The sequence below is a fragment of the Geotalea daltonii FRC-32 genome (assembly GCF_000022265.1).
Lineage (GTDB): Bacteria > Desulfobacterota > Desulfuromonadia > Geobacterales > Geobacteraceae > Geotalea > Geotalea daltonii.
In genome coordinates, this window is record NC_011979.1 from 923,441 (window position 1) to 943,129 (window position 19,689).

Below are 19,689 nucleotides of genomic sequence, written 5' to 3' on the forward strand. Positions count from 1 at the left end.
AATCTCCATGAAAAAAATCACTACCTGTCTTTCTGTTCTTTTCAGCCTGTTCCTGACTGCGGTTCCGGTATTTGCCGAAGCTATTCCCGTTCATGTCAATGAATTTACAGTCAATGGCGCTCCTGAACGCGCCGACCTCAAAGGGACCCTGCAGATGCTGCTTGCTTCCCGTTTGAGTAATGGGGCCGTATCTACAGCCGGCAGCCAGGGCACGGCCGAGATTGCCGTAGATTGCAGCTACACGCAGTTGGGAAAGGTTTTCAGCCTTGATGCCGTGGCCAGGGACCGTGCCGGAAATGTGGTGGCAAGGGCCTTTGAGCAGGGGGGAGGGGAGGACGACCTGATCCCGGCTGTTACCAAGCTAGCACAGAAACTGAATGATGAAATGGTCAGAGTTCGGTCAACACCTTCGGCCGGCAAGAATGTTGCCTTTGCCCAACCATCTTCAAGCCCTCCTCGTGCAGAACCGCAGCCGGCAGCCCCGGTGCCTTCCTCTGATATAATCAGGGTTGAACCTGCAGCAAAAAACAGTGTCAACCTGAGCCGACTGGCCGTAGCATTGGTGGGCGTAGCTCCCGGCCGCACATTGGCCAAGGGAGCCCGTGAGCTTTACCTTCTCGGGGAACATTCCCTGTCACTCTACCATCAGGATGCCGACCTGAAAATGATTGCCGAGGCGACCTTTGATATAAACGATAAACCGATAGGCATCGACACTGCAGATCTTGACGGAGACGGCACCCCTGAGGCGTATGTTACCATCGTGCGGGGAGATTTACTGTCTTCACAGGTTTGGCTCGAGAAAGACGGCCGACTGCAGAAGGTTGCCGAGAAACTTCCATATTATTTCCGAGCCTTGGCCCTGGATGGGGGGGCGAGAAAGCTTTACGTCCAGCAGATGGGAACCGACACCGATTTCTATGGCGATATTCATGAACTCGTCATCAAGGGGAGCTCCTATGAAATGCGCAATCCCCTGAAGTTGCCCCGGTTCGCCAATCTCTACAACTTTAACCGATTCAGCGACGCTACCGGCAAGCATTACACCCTTGTCATTCATGAAGATGGTTATCTGCTGGTCTATTCCGAGACTGGAGAGGAACTCTGGCGAAGCAGCGACAAGTTCGGGGGGAGCGAGATTTACCTCAAGCGCCAGGACTTGGCCAATATCCGGACTACGGGAAATGAATACCGCTGGATTTTTCTGGAGCAGCGCATTTTCGTTACACCGCAAAATGAAATAATAGTGCCCAAAAACCTCGGCTTCTTTGTCTTCGGCAACAATCGTTCCTACAAGAAAAACACGGTGTATGCCTTTGCCTGGAACGGCTCAACCCTTGATGAAAAATGGCATACAAAGGAGAGCCAGAACTACCTGGCCGACTACGACTACGATTCCGTCCGCAAAGAGCTGATTCTTCTGGAGGTGGTGAAGAAGAAAGGGCTGTTGGAAAATGGAGCGAGCACCATTGTTGTGAAAAAAGTGGAATAGGCTCCGGAATATCTGTTAGAGGAGGGGTGCTGCTGTTGGCGCCCCTCTTTTTGTTCCCATTTAAATGTTGACATGGCATTGGGATACTGCTAGCCTTTCAGGCGTTTTGCCGTTTTGATTCAACAGTTTTTACCGGGAGAGATTTTGACAATTCCGTCATCCATAGAAGCCCCCTTACCAAAGGGTGTTACCGACTTCCTGCCGGAAAAGGCTGATGAGATTGCCTGTATTGAGGGGTGTATCAGTCGAATTTTCGAACTATGGGGATTCCGCAGAATCATCACCCCCCTCCTTGAGTTCCAGGACGTAATCTCTCTGGGAATGGGGGAGGATCTTAAGGAAAAGACCTTCCGCTTTGATGATCGCCAAACTGGCAGATTGCTGGCCATCCCGCCCGATATTACTCCCCAGATAGCCCGTATAGTAGCCACCCGCATGCTGGGTTATCCGCTTCCCCTGCGTATTTATTATAATGGTCGTGTCCTGCGCCATGCCGAGGTCCAATCCGGTCGTAGCCGGGAAATATTCCAGTCCGGCGTTGAATTGATCGGCCTGAACTCGCCCGAAGCCGATGCGGAAATGGTGGCCATGGCTGTTGAGGCCCTGCGGAGTCTGGGCCTGGACAACTTCAAGATAGATTTGGGCCAGGTTGATTTTTTTCGCGGTATCATGCTTTCTTCCGGACTTTCTGCTTCAGCCCGAAACCTGCTGCAATCGGCTATCGCCAAGAAGGATTCTTCCGCAGTGCGGGAAATCCTGGAGAAGGAGCCGATAACGGATCAGGCAAAGGAAGAGATCGCTGTTTTGCCCAGGCTTTTCGGTGGCAGGGAAGTGCTTGCCCTGGCAGAAAAGGCCGCCGGCAATGACCGATCGAAGAAAGCCCTGGAAAACATTACCGAGGTGCTGGAAATTTTAGACATTTACGGTGTATCGGATTTCCTGACCATCGACCTGGGGGAGATACGCGGTCTCGATTATCACTCAGGCCTTACTTTCGAGGGCTTTGTGGGGGGGCTGGGAGAGGCGGTGTGTGGCGGTGGACGTTACGACGCCCTTACTGCCAAATATGGCCGACCTGCCCCTGCAACCGGTTTTGCATTCAATATTCTCGCCCTGCTGAAGGTCCTTGAGAAACAGCCGGAAATGGAGGCAACGAGGACCCGTGATTTCCTACTCTTCAATTTGAAGGAAGACCGGCGGGAGGCTCTTGAAATAGCACAAAACTTGCGTGACAAAGGCTTTACTACTGCACGGGATATCATCCGGAGAGATTTCGATAATTCCCTTGCTTATGCGAAGCGTATGAACATCAGGCAGATGCTGGTTATCGGCGGCAATTACTGCGCTGAAGATGAAATTTACCTGGTCCGGGTGGCTGACCGAAAGGGTGTGGCCATCAAAAAAATGGATCTGTTGAGGGATGACTATTCCCTTAAAATCGAGCTGTAAGGAGACGTCAATGGCTAACGTCGTGGTAGTTGGAGCCCAGTGGGGCGACGAGGGAAAAGGAAAGGTCGTCGACATCTATACGGAATTTGCGGACGATGTGGTGCGATATCAGGGTGGTAATAATGCCGGGCACACGCTGGTGGTCGGCGATGAGAAGATCGTTCTGCATCTGATTCCATCGGGAATACTGCATAAGGGAAAACGCTGCATCATAGGCAACGGTGTGGTGCTCGATCCGGAAGTCTTCATCAGGGAGATTACCAACCTGAAAGCCAAGGGGAAATTTCAGGATGATGGCGTCCTGCTCCTTTCCGAATCGCTGCATATCATCATGCCTTATCACAAGCGGATAGATATTGCCCGTGAAGCCAAGAGCGGCGCCAAGAAGATCGGCACCACCGGCAGAGGGATCGGCCCTGCTTACGAAGACAAAATCGGCCGGCGGGGTATCCGTCTCATGGATCTTCTGGACAAGCAGGTCTTCACCCGCAAGCTGAAGGAGAGTCTCGAAGAAAAAAATTTCCTTCTCGAGAAGATGCTGGGTGAGAAGCCATTTTCCTTTGAGGAGATATTCGACGAATACAGTGCCTTTGCCGATACCTTGCGCACCTATGTTGCCGATACCACGCTCGTGCTGCATCAAGACCTCAAGGCCGGCAAAAAACTGCTCTTCGAAGGAGCTCAGGGAACACTTCTGGACGTGGATCATGGCACCTACCCTTACGTGACCTCATCTTCCACCTGTGCCGGTGGCGCCTGCACCGGTACCGGAGCGAGCCCGAGAGACATCAACGAGATCATCGGCATATCCAAGGCCTATGTCACCCGTGTCGGTAGCGGCCCCTTTCCCACAGAGCTGGAGGATGCCGACGGCGAAAAGCTTCGTCAGACTGGTGGCGAATTCGGCGCAACCACCGGGCGTCCCCGCCGCTGCGGCTGGTTCGATGCTCTGGTGATAAAATATGCTGTGCGGGTCAATGGTCTTACGGGAATTGCACTTACCAAGCTTGACGTTCTCAGCGATTTTGAAACAATTAAAATATGCACCGGCTATTCGTACAACGGCAAGTTCCTGAGCGAACTTCCCGCCAATCTTGATATATTCGAGAAATGCCAGCCTGTATACGAGGAAATGCCAGGGTGGCAGACGGATATAACCGCAGCCAGATCATTTGACGACTTGCCGGAGAAGGCAAGAACTTATGTGAAGCGTCTGGAAGAGCTGGCCGGTTGTCCGATCGTGCTGGTATCCGTTGGTCCCCGGCGTGACCAGACCATCATGTTGAAGAATCCTTTTGAAGCTTAAAGGATTTTAGCGAAAAAAATGTTGACGGTGGAAAATCTTTTTGCTATAAATCGAACTTCACTGCAGCACGTAGTAACGAGCCGCTAGCTCAGTCGGTAGAGCACCTGACTTTTAATCAGGTGGTCGTTGGTTCGACCCCAACGCGGCTCACCATGTCCCCTTCGTCTAGCCCGGCCCAGGACACCGCCCTTTCACGGCGGCGACACCGGTTCAAATCCGGTAGGGGACGCCAAAAATGATAGCCCTTTCAGGTAACTCTGAAAGGGCTTTTTTTGTCTTCAAGGTCCAATGACGGCCCACCTTGGTGGCGATCCAGAGAATGACCCAGGCAGGAGCGGTGCCGGTTACCTGGTGTTTCGTTTAAAACCTTTTGCAGGTAGGCTGGAATTGCTCATCCTGGTTCCGATCCCTTCTCCTTTTTCCCCGCCTCGAACAGCTTTGCAGCAGCTGCCAGCTGTTCGGCGCTCCCCAGAAGCAGGACCACGTCCCTTTCCTTCAATTCCCATACCGGGTCTGGGTTCGGCGCCACTTCCTCTCCCCTCTTTATTGCCAGGATGCTTGCCCCCGACCTGCTGCGCAAAATTCCTTCCCGCAGGGTTGTCCCTTCAATAGTTGCCCCTTTGTGGACGGTGAAGGTTCCGATCTCGGCTCCGGCAAGAAACCCGGCAATGCCGACAGCGTGACTGTGCCTTTTGCTGACGGAACGGAGCATTTCGTAGCCATCCTTCCTTACCTCTGCGACACAGTTTTCAATCACATCCTGGGGAACGAGGAATCTTTTCAGCACCCTGGAAAGGATTTCAACTGAGGTTTCGAATTCCTCCGGGATTACTTCATTGACTCCTAGCTTGAAGAGCGGTTCGACCTCCAGCAGGTACCTGGTTCGGACAATTACATGTATGGCGGGATTCATATGTCGTGCCAGGGCTGCCACCCGCCTGCTGGCGGCGGCATCGGAAATGGCGATGACCATGATCCGGGCGTTTTCGATCCCTGCATGCTCAAGAATTTCGGGCTTGGAAGCATCGCCGAAGATAATGTGCTGGCCCTTCTTTTTTTCGGCTTTGACGGTAAATGGATTAGTTTCCACAGCAACGTAAGGGATCTTCAAATGCCTTAATACCCGGGCCAGATTTTTGCCGTTCATACCGTAGCCGACGATGATGACGTGATCGGTGAGGGTGGTTTTCTTCCCGTTGCCGGCGAACATGCTTTTCCCGCGGGTCCAGGAATGGGGGAGGCGGGCGGCCAGCTGCTCGGCGACCGGTGCAGCGATTTTCATACAGAGAGGCGTCAGCCCCATCGTGGCAATGGATGCAGCCAGAAACATCTGGTAAGCCTCGCTGCTCAAAAGCCCATGCTTCAAGCCCGACTGGCTGAGGACAAAGGAGAATTCGCCGATTTGCGCCAGGGAAAGACCGGCAGTGAGGGCAATCCGCATGGGGAGCCCCAGGGCCATGGCTGCACCGGTTGTAACCAGTGTTTTTATGAGGATGATGGTCAGCACCAATCCGGCGATGAGGACGGGGCTGGTGAAGAGAATGACTGGATCGAGCAGCATGCCCACCGAGATGAAAAAGAGGCTCATGAATGCTTCGCGGAAAGGAATGATATCACTCAAAGCCTGATGGCTGTATTCGGATTCGGAGATGGCCAGACCGGCGATGAAGGCGCCCAGTGCCAGTGACAGGCCGGCCTGGGCGGTCAGCCAGGCAGTTCCCATGCCGATGAAGATGATCGTCAGGATGAACAGCTCTCTGCTCCGGGTCTTGACAACCTGGGCGAAAATCCATGGTACAAAAAAGCCGGCGCTGTAATGGGCTGCGATAATGACGGCGGCCGCTTTGCCGATAATAAATGCGACCTCCTGCCAGCCGTTGCCGTTACCTCCCAACAGGGGAGTGAAAAGCATCAGCGGCACGATACAAAGGTCCTGAAATATGAGAATTCCGAGGGCGGTCTTGCCGTGGGGAGTATCCAGCTCTCCCGCATCGGACAGGAGCTTGATTAAGATCGCTGTGCTGGAAAGGGCGACGAGAAAACCGAAGAAGATGGATTGGTTGAGGGAAAAATCGAAGAGCGTTCCGGCAACTGCAATAACGACGATGGTGAGGACAACCTGAAGGCCTCCCCCCAGAATCACCAACTGCTTGATCCTCATCAGTTCCTTGAGGGAAAATTCGATGCCGATGGTGAAGAGAAGCAGCACGACCCCTATTTCGGCCATCTGCTCCACCTGGTGGGTATTGCCGATGAGGCCGGAAGCGTGTGGTCCTGCCAGAATGCCGGTAACGAGAAAGCCGACGATGGAAGGAAACTTCAATCGCCGGAAGATGACTACGGTAACCAGTGCCAGTCCAAAGAGAATTTCGATGTCGCGCAGGGCCTCGTATGCCATATGCCGTTTCTCCGTGATTGCTGAGGAAATCGTGTCGCCGGGAATGCATATGGTTTATAACACAAGCAGGGCCGCCTGGCAAAGCGGCCCTGCTTGTGTTTATAAAAGGTGCTCATGATGTTTTGGGAAAGGGCTGTCAGCGACCCATCATGCCCCCACCCATGGAGCCGCTCATGGGCTGCATCCTGCCGCCGCTGTAGTTCCAGAAATAGTTATAGCTGGTCATATTGCGGAAGGCTGAGGAGAAATTCCTGAAGCTGGTAGTTGGTATTCCTGCCAGTTGGGTCTGCATCTGGCTCTGCATGGAAATCATGAAGTCGCTGTTCATGCCGAATCCCCGACTGGCGTTATCGCTGATCTGGGGCAGATTCTCGTTGATCTGGCCCATCATGCCGCGGAAGCGGGTGCCGTTGGCGCTGGTGGTGCCGTTCATGACCAGCCCCGACTGGCTTGCCATCAGTCCGGCCATCTGCCGGGCTACCTGGTGCATGGCCTGATAATTTGTCTGGTATTGTCCGGCTCTGGCGCCGGCCACATAATCGCCTAGAATGTTCATGCCGACAGGCATGCCAAGCTGGTTGCGCAACTGGGTGGTGGCTTCGGCCAGGGTCATGCCCGGATTGGCCTCAAGCTTTTCCCTGAGCAGGGTGGAGATGGGGCTGATGAAGTTGCTGACTGTTCCCGAGACCCCGGCGCCCGGGGTGCAGAGCACATAGGTTTTGTCGATGGTCACGCCGGGATTATCCTGGTCGATGGTCTGTCCCGCCACGGCAATGGCCACAATCGGATATTTCCCCACGTCCTCTGGAGCAATGGTCAGTGTGTAAGCGCCGGTGGCATCGGTGGTGGCGGATGGCTCGCCGCTGTCCAGCTGGTAGTTACTGTTCTTGTCCATGAAGACCAGGGCATTCTGCAGGTATCCGTCGGCGACTACCCCTGCCACCGGGGTGCCTTCAACACTGCTGCTGCCGCCACAGGCGGCGATTAACCCCATGCTTGTCGCTACGAGAATCGCACATATCTTTTTCATTTTGCTTGCTCCTTTTTTGTTGGCTACAGATCGTAGAAAACGGAGAATCCGGTACTGTAATCTGCGGTTGAGGATGTTATTCCTTTGGCTGCGTAAAATTCGATGCCTATCTTTGATGTTACCTGGTAGATCAGCTTCAGGCGTGCTTCCAGCAATGCCGTTGCATCTTCGGTGAGAGCCGTAGAGCTTTTGAGGATGAAGGCCGGCATGAAGTTGTCGGTAACCTGGTAGCCGAGGCCGCCGTTCAGGCTGAAGTAGTTTTTCAAGGAGAGGCCGTCTACCTTGCCCTGAAAGGTGTAGCCCGGTTCGACGACGGTCTGCCAGTCGCCGAACCATTTGAAGAATTCAATGGCAAAGCCCTCGTCGAACTTGCCGGTTCCCAGGCCCCTGTCGCTGTCGGCAGTGGGGATCTTCACCGACAGGTGAGGGCGGATCTGCGGCAGTATCGCCCCTTCTTTGGCCATGATGTAGCCGGCGCGCAGGGTGATGTCGCCGAGGCCGCTCTGGGCCCTGCCGGTGTCGCTGGTGGTCATTGCTGTGGCGCCGCTTCCGGTCATGCCCGATCCGGAGCCTGGTGTCCCCATGGCTTCGGTTGCCTTGGCCATCCCTGACTGCTGTCCCAGCATCTGCCGGAACTGGCCTGCAACCACGTTGCTGTTGCTCTGTCGCACCCAGGGAAATTCCACGGAGAAGGCTGCGCGCTCCCCGGGGGTTACGGTGACCGTCAGGGGAACGACGATGGAGTCGGTGCGGACCGGGCTACCGTAGCTTCCCGATGTGAATTCCATTCCGAGCCCCAGTGAAAGCAACCGGTCGGAAGCTTCTGCTGTTGATGCTGCAACAATGGATACAACAGTTAACGCCATTACCTTAAACAGTACTTTTGTCGTCACTTTTTTTCCCATTCTCCTTGAATCTCCCGATTTATTACCGCCGCATCATGCCGCCACCGCCACGCATCATGCCGCCTCGGAAGCCCATGCTCCGTTCGGTGCGATTCAAGCGCATTTCCCCCATGCCCCGTCCCGACCAGAGACCGATACCCTTCTCGTCGCGAAGCTCCACCCGGCTGCCGCGGGTCTTGTCGGTAAGCTTCTGGGCCATGAGATAACTCTTGCCATCCTGCCCCTGGGCCAGTGAGCCCTTGGCGGTCACTTCGTCGTTGACGTTTATGGCGATGCCCTTTGTTTCCCAGAACGATGACGGACCGACGCAAATATTGATGATTTCGTCGCTGCTTTTGACCGTGATCGTGACCTGTTTTTCCGGGGAATTGCGGGGAGGGCCGATGACTGTACCGTTAATGGTGGTGACGGTATTGATATCGTAGCCGCCGTTCAGGTCAAGACCGCTCCTGGTGGAGTCGCTGCCGAAACCAAAACCGGCCCATGCAGCTCCGGTCAAAACCGGGCACAGGATGGTTGCGGCAATCAAGATGAAGACATGGCGGCTGGGCATGGGGTGTTACCTTTTCAATTGTTCGGTGGTGGCGCCTGTTCGGTCTGTGCAGGTGCCGGTTGCGATACGGTTGCATCTCTCTGATACTGCTTGCCGCGGCCGTCCATGGGGCGTTGATTTCCTGTCCCCTGTCCCTTCGGACCGGTGCCGTCGCAGGCAGGCTTGGTTGCAGCTGCTCTGTTCTGGCAGTTGGCACAACCGCCGTTGCCGTTGCCCCGTGATCCGTTGCTTCCCTTGGCAAACGCGGGGAAGGCACCGGCAAGGACGACAATTGCCGTGACCGTATAGATCAATGTTTTTTTCATGGTTCCTCCTTCTCTGGGATGTTTTGCTGAAGGAGTTATTCCATGTTCTATGCCAAGGGGACTATTCCCTGCAACATTGCGAAATCATTGCTTAAGACAATGGGCAGCCTTGATGGATGTGGTGCAGAAAATTGCACTAGTGGTGAAAGGATTGCACCATCCTATGTCTCGCCAATGAGGTCGTATTCCCTGAGCCTGTATTGCAGGGTCCGACGGGAAATTCCCAGCTCGTCGGCCGTCAGTCTGCGGTTGCCACGGTTTTTCTGCAAGGCCTTGACGATCATTTCCCGCTCCATGCTGCGCAGCATATCTCTGCTGCCTCCTGGCTTTTCCTGGACTTGGCGGTTGAAAAGCGATTCGGGCAGATGTTCAGGTCTGATACAGTCGTGGGCAAGGATAGCTGCTCGTTCCATGACGTTCTGCAACTCCCGCACGTTGCCTGGCCAAGGATGGGAGCGCATGGCCCTGAGTACCTCCGGCTCTATTCGCTGCAGCTTCTTATTGAGTTGACGGCAGAAACGTTGCAGGAAGAAATCCACCAGGGCCGGCAAGGCATCTAGCCGCTCACGTAGCGGTGGGAGCAGCAGCGGGAAGACATTCAGGCGGTAATACAGATCTTCGCGGAAGCGCCTCGCGGCAACTTCATCCTCCAGGTGGCGGTTGGTAGCGGCTATGATACGCACGTCGACCTTGATTTCTTTTCGCCCGCCAACCCGTTCGAAGACGCGTTCCTGGATAACGCGCAGCATCTTTGCCTGGACAGCCGGCGGCATTTCCCCCACCTCGTCGAGGAAGATGGTTCCCCCAGCTGCCAGCTCGAATTTCCCCTGTCGCGCCTGCAATGCTCCGGTGAATGCTCCCCGTTCATGGCCGAAAAGTTCGCTTTCCAGGAGATTTTCCGGGATTGCTGCACAGTTGAGAGCGACAAAAGGCAACCTGCTTCTTGGGCTGAGGAGGTGTACGGTCCTGGCAACCAGCTCCTTACCGGTGCCGCTTTCTCCACAGACAAGGACGTTGGCGGTCGTTGCCGCCACATCGTAAACCATCTTTCGTAGCGTCTGCATGACTTGCCCGGCAAAGACAAGTTCTTCGGGGGGAAGGCCTGCCGCTTCTGCTTCCTTCAGGGAAAGAAAAGCCCGGTTTCTAGTCTGGCTCTCCATGGTCCTGGCAACCAGGGAGAGGAGCGCTTCCGGAGCGGCAAGGGGCTTGGTGAGAAAATCGACAGCCCCTTCCTTCATGGCGGCCACTGCCTCATCCACCGTGCCGAAGGCGGTCAAAAAGATGAATGGGGGCGAGCCAGGATCCTGTCTCGTTTCCCGAAACAGCTCAAGGCCGCTTTTGCCCGGCATTTTCAGATCGGTAATGACCAAATCGAAGCTCTCCCTCGCAAGCACCCGGTCCCCCTCACGGCCATCACCTGCCAGACGCACTTCATAACCTTCGTCCTCCAGTATGGTCTGGAGAAAGCTCCTGAAGGTTTCGTCATCCTCGATCAACAGAATGCAACCTTTTGTTAACACTCGAAGCCTCCCTACGCCGCCATGGCGGCGGGAAAAGTCAAGGTAATCGCGGCGCCCCGGCCGGGTTTGCCGGCCACGCCGATGGTGCCGCCGTGTTCCTCGACGATCTTTTTGCAAATGGCGAGCCCGAGGCCTGTCCCTCTGGCTTTGGTGGTAAAAAACGGTTCAAAGATCCGCTCTGCTACTTCTTTGCCGATACCTGCTCCATTGTCGGTAATGACCATGGTCACCCCTGCCTGTGACCGATCGGCAACGATATCGACCATTCCCCCATGGGAAACGGCCTGTACAGCGTTCTGCAGCAGATTGAGCATCACCTGTCCAAGACGATCCCGGTCGCCACTTAGCCTCAAGTCTTCCGGGCATTTAATGGATATGATAACTCCTTTTGCTTCCACCTCTCCCCTGACCAGGGCAACAGCCCCTTCGATAAGGCCACATACCACGAAATCAGTTGCAGAAATCGGTCCACTGCGGGCATAGGAGAGGAGATTGAAGACCAGGCTTTCCAGTCGCAACGTTTCTGCGACGATCTTTCCGGCAAAGGCACTGTTTCGTTCATCCATCGGCTTTTTCCCGATCACCTGGGCGAAACCCTTGATTCCTGCCAGGGGGTTTCTGATTTCGTGGGCGAGCATGGCGCCCATTTCTCCCAGCCTGGCAAGGTCTTTCCGGTGGGCCATTTCTCGCTGGTGTTGTTTTTCCCTGAGGGCGAAGCGGTAGATGACAGCGGAGAGGATCCAGCCGGCCATTAGCAGCGAAAAGAGGATCGCCATGTTGAGTTTCGCCTTGCGGATAACGGTGTCTGCCCGATAGGTATGGAGGGTGAGGTGCAGTTTAAGGGTGCTGCTCGGGAGGTGGATTGGGGTAATGTATTGGTAGGCTTTTTCTCCGGTGCCGAGGGTGACGCGGCTCTCACCGGTCTCGCCGGCTGCTGCGGGGCGAGGGGCTTCGACCGGTTGGCCGATCAGATCGGGGTTGGAGTGAAAGCGATAGATGCCTTTGTCGTCGGTCAGGGCGAGAAAGGCCATATCGGCAGGGTGGAGCCCCTCAAGCGTCTCCAGAGAGGGATCATGATAGACGATATTTTCCACGGCCGAGGTTATGGAGAGGGCGACGCCGCGAAGATTTTCTTCGGCAATGGCAGAAGCATCGTGATAATTGCGTACTGCAAACCAGCATAGTGACGTGGTCAAGACTATACCGACAAGCAGAACAACTCTTTTCAGCATCAGTTTCTCACAGTACCGACAGCACCCGCTCCATTTTCTCCCTGACCTTTCCGGCCAGCTGGGATATTTCCGGATTGCCGATCAGGGCCAGGGCTGCCACCGGGTCCATTATCATGACGGCGGTGCTGCCGTCATCCGTCTCGTAAACAACCACATTGCAGGGGAGCAGGGTGCCGATATTCAGCTCCCTGGCGAATGCCTCCCAGGCCATTGCCGGGTTGCATGCCCCTAAAATGACATATTTGCGAAAATTCCTGTCCAGCTTCTCCTTGAACTTGCGGGAGACATCGATTTCGGTGAGAATACCGAAACCCTCCTGGAGCAGCTCTTTTCGTACTTTCGTTTCCGTTTCCTCGAATGAAGACTGCACTGTTTTACCGAAAGCATATGGTGTCTGCAGGTCCATGGCGAGCTCCTTGCTGAAAGGTAGTGAAGGTCCCTCGCAACTCAGGACCAAAACAGCATGCCACAGGAGGTGGGAGAAAGTCGATGGATTTTGTGGCTGGTCACTGAATGGCGGGTACTTCCATGGTACCAGATTTAGCCCCTTGAGCAAGGTGAGCGCATGAAAGCGAATATGGATGATAAGACCCGGCTAATTTCTTGACATTCTACAACCGACCCACTATAAAAGTCCCATGGGTAAAACAGCGGCTGTTAAATTCATTTCCTGGATTCTTCTTCTGGTCGTAATGACCGTGACGCTGCATTGCGTCACGGAAAACGCCCATGCCGTGCAAAACTGCCTGCCCATGGCCGGCGACCCTACCTCCTGTCAAAAGATACAATCTCACCAGTGCCCTTGTTCCCCCCCGGAACAGGACCAGAACCACAATGATTGCGACGCCTGCATCAATTGCGTTTGCCATGCACCTCTTACGGTCCAGCAATTCCACCTCAGTTACAAGCCAATCATCATTAGTTTTAGCTCGTCTGATCCCTTCAAGCACTTACCCGAAGTCTATCTTTCCAAGTTTGTTCCTCCTCAGAATCAAGCCTGACCAGCTTCGACGGGAGTAGTTCGCCCTTGTTCAGGGATAGTTGCTCCGCGTCTTCAGTCGTGGTATTTCCCCGTATCCTTTAGTATTGTCGCACCAAAACGAATAAACAGAATAAAGGAGGTTTTTCCTTTGGGAACAACTGTATTTGGAAAAGGAGCTTGGCTCTTTGTGCCCGGCATCCTCTGTTTTCTGACTTCTGCACCGGTATTCGCCGAGACACAGAAGCTGGCGTTGCCGCAGGTAATCGAAATTTCGTTACAGAACAACGGTGATCTCAAATCGTTCCGTGAAGAGAAAGGCATTCGCGATGCCGGTAAAAACCGTGCGGGACTGCTGCCCAATCCTACCCTCGAACTGAACGGAGGCACCGGTGCCCTGACCGGCAGCAGCGCCGAAAACAGCCTGTCGCTAGGGATTTCCCAGGAGTTCCTGCTGGCCGGAAAACGCCATAAACGGCTCGTCATCGCTGAACAGGAACTGGCAGCGTACCGGTGGCAACTGGCTGATCGTGAACGAGCGCTCCGCGAAGAGGTCAAGATGGCATTCTATGACGCCATACTGGCTGAACAGCGGCTTAACCTGACGGACCGTTCCATTGCACTCAATAGACAACTCCTTGATGTGACAAAGGAGCGTCTGGCCGCCGGAGACATTCCGGAGCTGGAAATGAATCTGGTCAAAGTGGAATTGACGCGCAGTGAAGGTACACGAATCGAGGTCGAGCGTGCGCTGCTGCAAAACCGCGCCAGACTTTTCACGCTGATGGGGTTGCCGGCCATTGAATCTCCGGCGATTGCAGGGAATCTGGATAATGACCTGCCTACGGCAAAGAGTCTGGTCGATCTGAAACAGCTGGCGCTCGTGAAACGTCCTGATCTGAAAGTATTGGAGGCGGAAAAATCAAAGGGGGAAGCGGATATTGCCCTTGCCAAGTCGGAAGCCATCCCGAACCTTACCGCCGGCTTCACGGTAACACGCGAGGCAACGACCATAGAGGTGGGCGGAGTGGAAGGCAAGGACACGGACTATATCGTCGGCGTGAAGCTGTCGATCCCCATTCCGGTGTTCGATAAAAATCAGGCCGGTATTCAAGAAGCCAGGGCCAAGCGGAGTACTACCGACAGCCGTTTTACTGCAGCCACAAGGAGAGCTGAACGGGAAGTAGAGACTGCCCATGCCAGCTATCTCAATGCCGATAAGATCCTCTCACTCTACAAATCGAACATCATTCCCCAGCTTGAAGAAAACCTGAAGCTGACCCAGGAAGCATATCGCCTCGGTGAAGTCGGCATTCTGGCCGTCATCCAGGAACAAAAGAAATTCTTCGAAAGCAATGAAGCTTACCTTACGGCGCTTCACAGCCGGCAGCTGGCGCTGACAAAGCTGGAGGCGGCGGTGGGTGTGTCATTTGATTAATCTATCGTAGGGGCGATCCTTGTGATCGTCCAGATAAGGGCAAACACAAGGTTTGCCCCTACACGACCAACGTATTTGGAGGAAACCGTGAACAAGAAAGCAATCATCATCGGACTCATCCTTGCCCTGGTCCTGGGGGGGGGCGTCGCCTACCAGCTGACCCATTCCGTAACAGGAGGTGACGAGCATGCCGAACATAAGGACGAAAAGGGTGTCCACGAAGAGAAGGAACACAAGGAAGAGAAGGGAGGACATGAGGGCCATGAGGAAAAGAGTGAGGCTGGCAGCGTCAAGATGACCGCCGAGGTACAGAAGGAGAATGGCGTGGTAGTGACCGTTGCGAAGAAGCAGCCCATTGCCGGTATGATCAGCGCCACCGGTAAGGTTGAGGCCAATGCCGACCGAATCGCTCATGTCTCACCGCGCATCTCAGGCAAGATAGTCGCCGTTAAGGCCTCTTTAGGGGATAGCGTGGCTTCCGGACAATCCTTGGCGACCCTGGACAGCATCGAACTGGGGGAAGCCCTCAACCGTTACCAACAGTCGAAAACGAAACTTGCCCTGGCCCAGTCGAATATGGACCGGATCAAGGCCCTTGTGGAAAAGAAGATTGCCGCTCGCAAAGATATCCTCCAGGCGGAAACCGATTACAAGACCGCCCAAACCGAGCTGCATACCGACGAAGAGCGCTTGTCGCTGTATGGTGTTTCTGCGTCTGACCTCAAAGGAGACGGCCACAAAAAGCCGCGTCTGCCGGTACGCTCCCCAATCGGCGGCATCATTACCGAAAAACACGCTATCGTCGGCGAACTGGCCGATCCCTCCAAGAGCCTCTACACCGTTGCCGACCTCTCGTCGGTATGGGTGTTGGTGGACATTCACGAAAAGGACCTGGCCAAGGTGCGTAGGGGACAGCCGGCCATTGTCTCGGTAGGCGCATTTCCCGACCAGAAGCTGAAAGGTCGTATCACGTACATCGCCGATTTAGTTGACGAGACTACCAGAACTGTTAAAGCGCGGATTGAAGTTCCCAATCCCGGTCGGAAGCTGAAACCGGAGATGTTCGCTACTGTCGAATTGGCGCTTTCGGCTGGTGCACCGCCGGTTCTGGCTGTTCCCGAAGATGCCGTGCAGGACCTGGATGGTAAAAAGGTCGTCTTCATCGCGGAAAGTGATGCAGAGTTCGCCGTGCGCCAGGTTCAGGCAGGCCGGACGGCAGGCGGCATGGTCGAGATTGTCTCCGGCCTGAAAGAGGGTGATCGCTATGCAATCAAAGGAGCATTCATTCTCAAGTCGGAAATAAAGAAGGGCGAACTCGTCGACGAGCATGGCCACGGAGAGTAACCCCCCTGTCCTGAGGGACGTAACGTTGTGACTGGAGCGGAGCATCGATGAAGTCGCCATTTTCGCCCCCTCTTAAGGTAAGAGGACCCACAGGGCCTAAAGGGGACGTGGGGAATTATGAACCGGTGCTGACTGCACAGCAACAGGAGAAAATACCGATGCTGGAAAAAATAATTGCCTGCACATTACGGCAGAAAGGGATGGTCATCTTCCTTTCCCTGCTGATTGTTGCCTTGGGATTGTATTCTTATCTGAAATTGCCGATCGATGCATTTCCGGATGTAACGAACATTCAGGTTGAAGTGGTAAGTCACGCCGACGGACTGTCGGCACTAGAAATTGAGAGGAATGTAACCTACCCGATTGAAATGGCAATGCGGGGCCTGCCCGACATCGAACAAATGCGTTCGGTGACCAAGTTCGGCCTGTCGATTGTCACCATTGTCTTCAAGGACAATGTGGATATCTATTTTGCACGCCAGCTGGTTTTCGAGCGGTTGGCGGAGGCCCGTGAAAAGGTCCCCAAGGGGGTTGAGGTAGCCATGGGGCCGATCGGCACGGCCATGGGGGAGATTTACCAATATACCCTCGAAGGAAAGATGCCGGCTGACCCACAGCAGAAGCTCGCCTATTTGACCAATCTGAGAACCATTCAGGAGTGGATTGTCACCCCCCAGCTGAAAAGTGTTGCCGGCGTAAACGAGATCAACTCCTTCGGCGGGTATTTCAAGCAGTACCAGGTGATCGTGGCCCCGGAAAAGCTGCTCAAATATGCCATAACCGTGGACGATGTCTATTCCGCCATCGGCAGCAACAACGAGAACGTCGGCGGCAACCTCTTAGAGCGGGGCACCGATCAGTACATCGTCCGCGGGGTCGGTTTGATAAAAGACGTCAGCGACATAGAAAATATCGTCCTGAAGTCTGCCGGTGGTACTCCGACGTATATCCGCGATGTGGCCCAGGTCAAGGTCGGCGAGGCGGTCCGCATGGGCGCCGCCATGAAGGACGGCAAGGATGAGTGTGTCGGCGGCATCGTCATGATGCTGCGCGGCGAAAACAGCCGTGACGTTGTGCGCCGGGTAGCGGAAAAAGTAAAGGAAATGAATGAAAACAATGTGCTTCCGGAGGGGATCAAACTTGTTCCCTATTATGACCGGAGCGACATTGTAAAAGCGAGTGTGGGTACCGTCAACAAAGCGCTGATCGAGGGCTCAATCCTGGTCCTGATCGTGCTGTACCTCTTGCTGAACAGTTTCCGGGGCAGTTTTGTCGTCCTTATCGCCTTGCCGCTGTCTCTATTGGCGACATTCATCGTCATGAAACTTGTCGGCATAACCGCCAACCTGATGTCCCTCGGCGGTCTGGCCATTTCCATCGGCATGATCATCGATACGACCATTATCCAGGTGGAAAACGTCCAGCGACATTTGAGCGAAGAGGGAGGAAAGCACCCTGGATTAATGACCGTGCTGAAAGCGGTCATGGAAGTCAGAAAGCCGAGTATCTTCGGCGAGCTTATCATTGCTCTCACTTTCATCCCCATCCTTTCCCTGGAAGGTCACGAAGGAAAGATGTTCGGCCCATTGGCTATAACGGTGACAATTGCACTTCTTGCCTCATTGTTCCTGTCAATATTCGTTATCCCGGTCCTCTGCATCCTGTTTCTGAAACCGCACCCGGAAAAAGAGAGTTTCCTCATGAAGCATGCCGGCAGGCTCTATCTGCCGCTGCTCGACTATGCCATGAATACGAAGCGCGTGGTGTTGAGTGTTGCGGGTCTGCTTCTGGTTGTTTCTCTCTTCCTGTTAACACGGCTGGGAACGGAGTTCATCCCGATCATGGATGAAGGCTCGTTTGACATGGATGTTTCCATGCTCCCCGGTGTTTCCCTGGCCAAGGCTTTGGAAGTAAACCAAATGGCCGCAGCGAAGCTGAAGCAGTTTCCGGAATTGGACACTGTCGTGGGCCGAACCGGGCAGACCGGGGTCGCCCTGGATACCAGGGGGGCTGACAAGACCGGCTACGTGGGGATCTTCAAACCGAAGGACGAATGGAAGCGGGATATATCCAAAGAAGAGCTGATCAATGAGATGCGGGAATCTCTTGAATCGATTGCAGGCATTACTTTCGGCTTCAGTCAGCCGATCCAATGCCGTATTGACGAACTCCTTGCCGGAACACGGGCGCAGCTGATTCTCAAGCTGTTTGGTGAAGATATCGATGTGCTGAGTGAGAAATCGGCCGAAATCGCCAAAGTTCTGTCCACGGTAAAGGGTGGGACCGATCTGAATGCGGAAAAAGTTACGGGGCAGCCCTACCTGACGGTCAACATCGACCGGGCAAAGATTGCCCGCTATGGCCTGAATATCAGTGACGTGCAAAAGGTGATCGAAATTGCCGTGGCTGGTAAAGCAGCATCGCAGCTGTTTGAGGAAAATCGCAGCTTCGATATCTCGGTTCGCCTGCCGGAAGAAAAAAGGAATTCCCTGGAAGCGATCAAGAATCTGATGATCACTACGAAAACCGGGATCAATGTGCCGCTGGAACAGCTGGCTGAAGTGGAGATGATCGAAGGCCCGGCCCAGATCAGCCGCCAGGACGGAGTGAGAAGAATCGGCATCGAGATGAACATCACTGGCCGGGATATGGGCGGATTTGTTGCCGAGGCCAAGCAGAAAATCAAGGAGCAGGTCAAGCTGCCGGCCGGCTATTATCTCACCTGGGGTGGACAATTCGAGAATCAGCAACGGGCCATGAACAAGCTGATGATCATCGGACCGGTAGCCATCGGTTTGATACTGCTGCTGCTGTACGTCACATTCAGATCGATCCGCCTGGCGTTGCTGGTCATCTGCAATCTGCCGTTCGCCTTGATCGGCGGAGTCTTCGCCCTCTTCATGTCGGGGCAATATCTGTCGGTTCCGGCATCGGTAGGATTTGTCGTTTTGTTCGGCGTTGCCGTCCTGAACGGGCTGGTTCTGGTATCGCGCATCTCGCAACTGCGTGATGAAGGCTTTGGATTGCAGGAGGCCATCAGGAAGGGAAGTCTCGATCGATTGCGTCCGGTACTGATGACCGCATCAATCGCTATTTTCAGTCTGATGCCCATGCTGCTGGCAAGCGGAACGGGCTCTGAAATCCAGAAGCCACTGGCAACGGTTGTTGTGGGGGGACTGGTTACCTCGACGCTGCTGACACTGCTGATCATCCCGTCGGTGTATGGCTGGTTCGAGAAGAGGAAGGTCGAAATGGAAATGTAATAAAAAACATGTACCGCAGGGTGCGCAGAGGGTGCTGGGGAAAAGAGAAGAGTTTCTGCCAATCTCTGCGCGCACTGCGGCATGTAACTGTAATTGCTGATCTCTATAAAAGAAGGTGTATGTAAGTTTGACCTTTGGCTGGGATGCTGGTTGGCTATATCCCAAAAAGCGGGGTGGGGTGCGCCTCCGGTCTGATAAGAATGGCTGTGAGAGAGGAAATTACGGGATTTGGCGGAGGATGTTGCTGCTCTTGATCAGTTAACATCCGGTAACCATAGGGGTTTTTCGCTGACCTCCGGGCTGATTTATCGTGTTTAAGCGATATTTTTTTTCTCTACACTAATAAACAGCTTCCTTAAGCATGACCATCCCTTCCGGACTCTTTTTTTTCATTCCTGATAATTCCTTCCCCCTCTAGTCCTGCCTTCTCCACTCACATCCGATGTTATATCTGGTTATATTTATGGAATGAATC

General features: G+C 54.3%; 15 protein-coding genes and 2 tRNA genes. 8 read left to right on the plus strand and 9 right to left on the minus strand.

All coding sequences use genetic code 11. The annotated features are described in order from the left end of the window. Positions 1-7: 7 nt before the first annotated feature. The 5 genes from GEOB_RS04200 (at position 8) to GEOB_RS04220 (ending at position 4,479) form a co-directional block, all read left to right on the plus strand. On the plus strand, positions 8-1,492 hold the full coding sequence (locus GEOB_RS04200; protein WP_012645935.1) for an FG-GAP repeat domain-containing protein: 1,485 nt from the start codon (positions 8-10) through the stop codon (positions 1,490-1,492). A 144-nt stretch (positions 1,493-1,636) separates the two neighbouring features. After that, complete coding sequence (locus tag GEOB_RS04205) at positions 1,637-2,941, plus strand: ATP phosphoribosyltransferase regulatory subunit (protein ID WP_012645936.1); 1,305 nt, start codon at positions 1,637-1,639, stop codon at positions 2,939-2,941. Between the two features lie 10 nt (positions 2,942-2,951). Beyond that, the gene (locus GEOB_RS04210) at positions 2,952-4,247 is read left to right on the plus strand and encodes an adenylosuccinate synthase (protein ID WP_012645937.1); all 1,296 of its coding nucleotides are present in this window, start codon (positions 2,952-2,954) and stop codon (positions 4,245-4,247) included. A 77-nt stretch (positions 4,248-4,324) separates the two neighbouring features. Then, positions 4,325-4,400: transfer RNA gene (locus tag GEOB_RS04215), tRNA-Lys, on the plus strand. Between the two features lies 1 nt (position 4,401). Continuing rightward, positions 4,402-4,479: transfer RNA gene (locus tag GEOB_RS04220), tRNA-Glu, on the plus strand. A gap of 159 nt (positions 4,480-4,638) precedes the next feature. Here the strand turns inward: GEOB_RS04220 and GEOB_RS04225 are convergent. From GEOB_RS04225 to GEOB_RS20085, 9 genes are all read right to left on the minus strand, one after another. Then, a complete protein-coding gene (locus GEOB_RS04225; RefSeq protein WP_012645938.1) occupies positions 4,639-6,645 on the minus strand; it encodes a monovalent cation:proton antiporter family protein in 2,007 nt (668 codons plus the stop codon). A gap of 136 nt (positions 6,646-6,781) precedes the next feature. Next, positions 6,782-7,675 carry a hypothetical protein gene (locus tag GEOB_RS04230; protein ID WP_012645939.1) on the minus strand — a complete coding sequence of 298 codons (894 nt, stop codon included), beginning with the start codon at positions 7,673-7,675 and terminating at the stop codon, positions 6,782-6,784. Between the two features lie 23 nt (positions 7,676-7,698). After that, complete coding sequence (locus GEOB_RS04235; protein WP_012645940.1) at positions 7,699-8,580, minus strand: transporter; 882 nt, start codon at positions 8,578-8,580, stop codon at positions 7,699-7,701. A gap of 22 nt (positions 8,581-8,602) precedes the next feature. After that, positions 8,603-9,133 carry a hypothetical protein gene (locus tag GEOB_RS04240; protein WP_012645941.1) on the minus strand — a complete coding sequence of 177 codons (531 nt, stop codon included), beginning with the start codon at positions 9,131-9,133 and terminating at the stop codon, positions 8,603-8,605. A 14-nt stretch (positions 9,134-9,147) separates the two neighbouring features. After that, the gene (locus GEOB_RS04245; RefSeq protein WP_012645942.1) at positions 9,148-9,438 is read right to left on the minus strand and encodes a hypothetical protein; all 291 of its coding nucleotides are present in this window, start codon (positions 9,436-9,438) and stop codon (positions 9,148-9,150) included. Positions 9,439-9,599: 161 nt separating this feature from the next. Further along, entirely contained in the window at positions 9,600-10,958 is a 1,359-nt protein-coding gene (locus GEOB_RS04250; RefSeq protein WP_012645943.1) for a sigma-54-dependent transcriptional regulator, read from the minus strand. A gap of 11 nt (positions 10,959-10,969) precedes the next feature. Beyond that, entirely contained in the window at positions 10,970-12,190 is a 1,221-nt protein-coding gene (locus tag GEOB_RS04255; RefSeq protein ID WP_012645944.1) for a sensor histidine kinase, read from the minus strand. Between the two features lie 7 nt (positions 12,191-12,197). After that, on the minus strand, positions 12,198-12,596 hold the full coding sequence (locus tag GEOB_RS04260) for a DUF302 domain-containing protein (protein ID WP_012645945.1): 399 nt from the start codon (positions 12,594-12,596) through the stop codon (positions 12,198-12,200). A 205-nt stretch (positions 12,597-12,801) separates the two neighbouring features. Then, the gene (locus GEOB_RS20085; RefSeq protein ID WP_154650452.1) at positions 12,802-13,059 is read right to left on the minus strand and encodes a hypothetical protein; all 258 of its coding nucleotides are present in this window, start codon (positions 13,057-13,059) and stop codon (positions 12,802-12,804) included. 261 nt (positions 13,060-13,320) lie between these two features. Here GEOB_RS20085 and GEOB_RS04270 point away from each other — a divergent pair, with 261 nt between their 5' ends. From GEOB_RS04270 to GEOB_RS04280, 3 genes are all read left to right on the plus strand, one after another. Further along, complete coding sequence (locus tag GEOB_RS04270) at positions 13,321-14,607, plus strand: TolC family protein (protein WP_012645947.1); 1,287 nt, start codon at positions 13,321-13,323, stop codon at positions 14,605-14,607. A gap of 87 nt (positions 14,608-14,694) precedes the next feature. Further along, positions 14,695-15,951, plus strand: coding sequence for an efflux RND transporter periplasmic adaptor subunit (locus GEOB_RS04275; RefSeq protein WP_012645948.1), 1,257 nt, complete (start codon positions 14,695-14,697; stop codon positions 15,949-15,951). Between the two features lie 158 nt (positions 15,952-16,109). Continuing rightward, positions 16,110-19,214 (plus strand): efflux RND transporter permease subunit, encoded by a 3,105-nt coding sequence (locus GEOB_RS04280; RefSeq protein ID WP_012645949.1) that lies wholly within the window; start codon positions 16,110-16,112, stop codon positions 19,212-19,214. Positions 19,215-19,689 lie beyond the last annotated feature (475 nt).